At 62.5% G+C, this 4,714-nt stretch carries 4 protein-coding genes and 1 tRNA gene; all 5 read right to left on the bottom strand.

All coding sequences use genetic code 11. The features are described from left to right. Positions 1 to 767 (bottom strand): glutamate 5-kinase (proB, locus tag ACT8II_RS05070; RefSeq protein WP_443813185.1); only part of this gene is annotated, 767 nt, incomplete at its 3' end. Further along, complete coding sequence (locus ACT8II_RS05065; protein ID WP_118653297.1) at positions 767 to 2,278, bottom strand: nicotinate phosphoribosyltransferase; 1,512 nt, start codon at positions 2,276 to 2,278, stop codon at positions 767 to 769. The genes ACT8II_RS05065 and proB, both read right to left, overlap by 1 nt. Before the next feature lie 93 nt (positions 2,279 to 2,371). Further along, entirely contained in the window at positions 2,372 to 2,797 is a 426-nt protein-coding gene (locus ACT8II_RS05060) for a hypothetical protein (protein WP_118653295.1), read from the bottom strand. Positions 2,798 to 2,924: 127 nt separating this feature from the next. Beyond that, positions 2,925 to 3,896 (bottom strand): radical SAM protein, encoded by a 972-nt coding sequence (locus ACT8II_RS05055; RefSeq protein WP_294123306.1) that lies wholly within the window; start codon positions 3,894 to 3,896, stop codon positions 2,925 to 2,927. Positions 3,897 to 4,106: 210 nt separating this feature from the next. Continuing rightward, positions 4,107 to 4,182 (bottom strand) — tRNA-Ala (locus tag ACT8II_RS05050). Positions 4,183 to 4,714 lie beyond the last annotated feature (532 nt).

The raw sequence follows: 4,714 nt of genomic DNA, 5'->3' as shown, positions 1-4,714 counted from the left end.
GGAACGAACCTCGTGCCCACCTGCTCCCCCGCCGCGAGCCGCACGAGCGGCCGCTCCTCGGCGCCTGAGCAGATGACGCTCTCGATGCCCGCCGTCATGAGGATACGGCAGCTGCGGATCTTGGTGATCATGCCGCCCGTGCCCACCGTGGTGGTCGAATCTCCCGCAGAGCCGATGATCGCGGCGTCAATCTTATCCACCCGGGGGATAAACTTCGCAGTGGGGTCGAGAGAGGGGTTGGCGGTGTAGAGGCCGTCGATATCGGAGAGGGTCACGCACAGGTCGGCAGAGACCAAGCAGCTCACAAGTGCCGCGAGGGTGTCGTTGTCACCGAACTTGATCTCGTCGACGGCGGTGGTGTCGTTCTCGTTCACGATGGGCACCACGCCCAAATCGACGAGGCGCGTGAGAGCATCGCGAGCATGCAGATACGAGGTACGGCGTGCCGTGTCACCACGCGTGAGCAAGACGAGTGAGGTGAGAAGACCCACCGCCCGAAACTCCTCATCGTAGGCGGCGGAGAGTACGCACTGCCCCACCGAGGCGCACGCCTGCAGGCTCGGCATGTCCACGGGCCTGCGCTCAAATCCGAGCAAAGGCGCGCCGCACGCGATGGCGCCGGAGCTCACTACGACGAGATTCCACCCGGCCTCGCGCAGGTCGCGCGCTTGGGAGGCGAGGGCGGAGATGAAATCGCGCCGCAGCTCACCGTCCTCGACCAGTGTCGAGGATCCGATCTTCACGACCATGGTCTTACGTGCAGTCATCACTTTGCCTTCCAGGGAAGAACGGAGGACGTGGCAGCCATGCGCTCGCGAACGAGCTCGTCGCGCACGGCGGCGAGGCCCGCCTCCATGCCCACCACATACGACTGTGGATACAGGAAACGCTTGTAGACATCGTCAAGTGACTCCAAGGCGCTCGCGCAACGAGCCCGCGCAACCTCGATGTCCTCGCGCGGCGACGCCGCCGCGCCATTGCGGACCTGCGGTACGAGGAGCTCGCGATAGGAGAACTCGGAAACGTCCGTCACCAAGGCCGCGTCATTCACCGCCACCAACGTGTGGCCGCGGCGCTCGCCCTCCCCCATGAGATGATCGGGGTCGTAGATCATATCGCACACCGGCGCACCCGCGGTATCCATATAACGGCGAACCTGTTGCACGCCAGGAATCGTGCGTTTGAACGGCTGCTCGGAAAACTTCATGACAGGCGTCCAGGGCTCGTTGGCGCCGCCGCGACGGGCGGAGAGCTTGTACACGCAGCCCAAAGCGGGCTGGTCGTAGCATGTCGCGAGCTTGGTGCCCACGCCAAAAGCATCGACCGGCGCGCCCTGATTGAACAGCGAGGTGATGGTGTGCTCGTCGAGGTCGTTCGACACGACGATCTTCACGTAGGAAAGCCCCTCCTCGTCAAAGCGGCGCCGCGCGTAGGCGGAAAGCTTGGCGAGATCGCCCGAATCGATGCGGATGCCGGACAAGCGCTCACCTTCCGCCTCCATCTCGCGGGCGACGGTGATGGCGTTTTCCACGCCCTCGCGCACGTCGTAGGTGTCCACGAGCAGAGTGCAGTTCTTGGGCGAGCTCTTGGCGAACGCGCGGAACGCCTCCAACTCGGTTGGGAAACTCAGGACCCAGCTATGAGCGTGCGTACCGGAGACGGGAATACCATAGCGACGACCCGCGAGCACGTTGGAAGTCGAAGCGCACCCCGCCACATAACTCGCACGTGCGACCGCCACTCCGCCGTCCGGGCCTTGGGCGCGGCGCAGGCCGAACTCCGCGACGGGCCTGCCCTGAGCCGCCTGGACCACACGGGCGGTCTTGGTCGCCACGAGGGTCTGAAACCCGATGATGTTAAGCAGGGCGGTCTCAAGCAGCTGGCAATCGAGCATGGGGCCGCTCACGCGCACCATGGGCTCGCGCGCGAACACGAGCTCGCCCTCGGGGATGGCGTCGATATCCACCTGCGGACAAAAGCCGCGCAGGAACTCGAGAAAGCCGGGTTTGAACAGGGCACCGCCACCCGGAGCCTCAAGCTCGGCCAGATACGCGATGTCCTCATCCGTGAACCGGAAGTTCTCGACGAACTCCCCCAACTCAGCGGTGCCGCACATGACGGCGTACACGCTCCCAAACGGCGCCTCGCGAAAGAACGCGGTAAAGCAACCCTGCTCACCAAGCTTGCCGTTCTCCCAAAGCCCCTGGGCCATGGTGAGCTCGTATAAATCGGTGTTCATTGACACATCGGTGGAACGGGTGATATCAGTCAAAGCCATGAGACGGCTCCTAACGTGTCTGCGATTGAGGACCTCGTCGATTTGAAGCGCCATCGACGAACGTGAACGCGAGAGAAGGGCAGCGCGGGCGGTCTAACGCGTAACCGTGTAGATGATGAACGCCACGAGCGCGATAAGGGCGGCGGCGATGATGATCTTTTGCGCAACGGGCATGGTGGGGATACCGTCGCCGTCGACGGCGCTCGAGGTGACCATGCGCTGACCGAACGTCTTGTCCTGCGGGGGGTTGTGGTCCGCGGGGGCGGGAGATGCGCCTGAAGAGGCGCGGCGCGAAGACGCGGATTCAAGAGGATCCTGCGCGACGCGATGTTCCCGCGTGGCGGCGCGCTCGGCAAGGATTTGGGCGTCCACCTTCGCCTGCTCGGCACGCAGAGCATCGAGCTCCTCGCGCTCGGCTCGGGCGCGCTCTTCCTCCTCGCGACGGGCCTTCTCGGCACGCAGGGCCTCAAGCTCCTCGCGCTCACCATCGGTTAGCGTCGTCATATGTGAATCGGCCATATGAGGGCCCCTTCCAAAACGCACATGCAAGCAGATGGCAAGCAGTATACCCGTTCAGCGTGGGAGATTATTTCGAGGAGCGGGCGTGGCGATGCCCGCGAAACGAGCGCGAAACCCCAGCGCCGCGTTATCCGCGGCAAGCTGAATCGGCGGCATCGACGGCGTCGGCGGCGCGAAGCACGCCGGTGGTATCGAACGCCGGGGTAAAACTCTCGTCCACGGCACCGCCCTCTTGCCAGAACATGGTGCTAAAGCCAAGTTCGTCGGCGTGATCGAGCACGAGCTCGTACTCCGACGCGCTCACCGCGCGAGCCAGATCCCCCTCGGAGGCGCGCATCCGCTCATTCGGGGTGTACTGGTTCATCACCGAGATGGGTACATCCCCGGCGATTTCCCAGACCCGATCGAGGACCGCGCACGAGTCGGCCGCGCTGCCGGGAAGCACGAGATGGCGGACGATGACGCCGCGCTCCATGATGCCATCCTCACGAATGAGCTTTCCCCCGCGCCGTGCGACCTCGGCGCACATGCGCTTGAGGGCTCTCGATGCGACCTCTGGGTAATCGGGCACATGCGAGAGCGCACGCCCTAAAGAGGCATCAGCATACTTGTAGTCAACGAGCCAGATGTCAACGAGATCGCCCAACTCCGCAACCGCTTCCTCGCGCTCATATCCACTTGTGTTGTACACGATGGGAATGGAGAGGCCTTGGGAGCGGGCCTCGGCGATTGCATCGGGCAGCAGATGCGCGAAATGGGTCGCCGTCACCAGGTTGATGTTATGCGCACCCTGGGCCTGGAGCTCGAGCATGATCTCGACAAGACGCTCCGGTTCGACTTCGATGCCGAATCCCCCCGTCGAGATCTCGTGGTTCTGGCAATAGACGCACTTGAGTGGGCATGCGGAGAAGAAGATCGTACCGGACCCCGCCTCTCCCGAAATGGGAGGCTCCTCCCAAAAATGCAGGGCAGCACGGGCAATCTTGAGCGCACCTCCGGCCCCACACACGCCGCGCTCACCCGCGGCACGGTTGGCGCGGCACCGGCGGGGGCACAGCTCGCAATGGATAAGAGATGACGGATCGAGCAAGGCGATCATAGCGTACGTCCTTCAAGACAAGCGGCTCGCGCCGCGGAAGTCGGGCATCGACGCCGAAAATGCGGACCGCAGACACAGGCGCCAGCGAGCGCTTGAGGCGGAACGGGCGAACCTGGGCACCCAAAGCGGATCGGGCGCCCCGAACACCCGCCGCAAGCAGGTCCTCTACATATGAAAAAGGCTCCGTTGCCGGAGCCTAATCAAATCCTGTGGTGGAGACGAAGGGGATCGAACCCTCGACCTCCTCGATGCGACCGAGGCGCTCTCCCAGCTGAGCTACGTCCCCAGGACAAGTGAACATTCTAGCAACCGCACGCGCGATGTCAACGCAAAAACTGAGTTTATTTTCTACAGCATCGGCAACCCGAACGTGGTGCCGCAAGCGCGGTGGCCGAAGAGGTCGATAAGATGGCCGGGATATTGTGAGGAAACGTCGATTTGAAATCAGGGTGATCGTTTCAAACCCATGATAAATCACATTACCAGGCCTAAAAATGTGAGGGAACGTGGGTTTGAAAGAACCTCTGTTGTTTCAAACCCACGTTCCCTCACATAGGCTCTCTCACGTAGCGACACAAAAAGACCGCCCCCCACTTCACGAAAATGAACCCACCTCTGCAAGGTGGGTGCCCTCATCGTGCGGTTCCAGCTTCCTTAACAACGAAGGATACCTGTACTATGCCGACTGTGTGGGCTCCCTAAATAAACGCGACGGTTCACCCAGTTGCTCCGCGGGGGGCGGAACACCTTCATCATACGGCATGTCGATTGCGATACCAGTCTTGACTTAGAAAAGTTGTTGGTGGAGGATTGTGTAC

It is taken from the genome of Collinsella sp., assembly GCF_052346665.1.
Lineage (GTDB): Bacteria > Actinomycetota > Coriobacteriia > Coriobacteriales > Coriobacteriaceae > Collinsella.
This window is presented reverse-complemented; position numbering and strand designations above follow the sequence as displayed.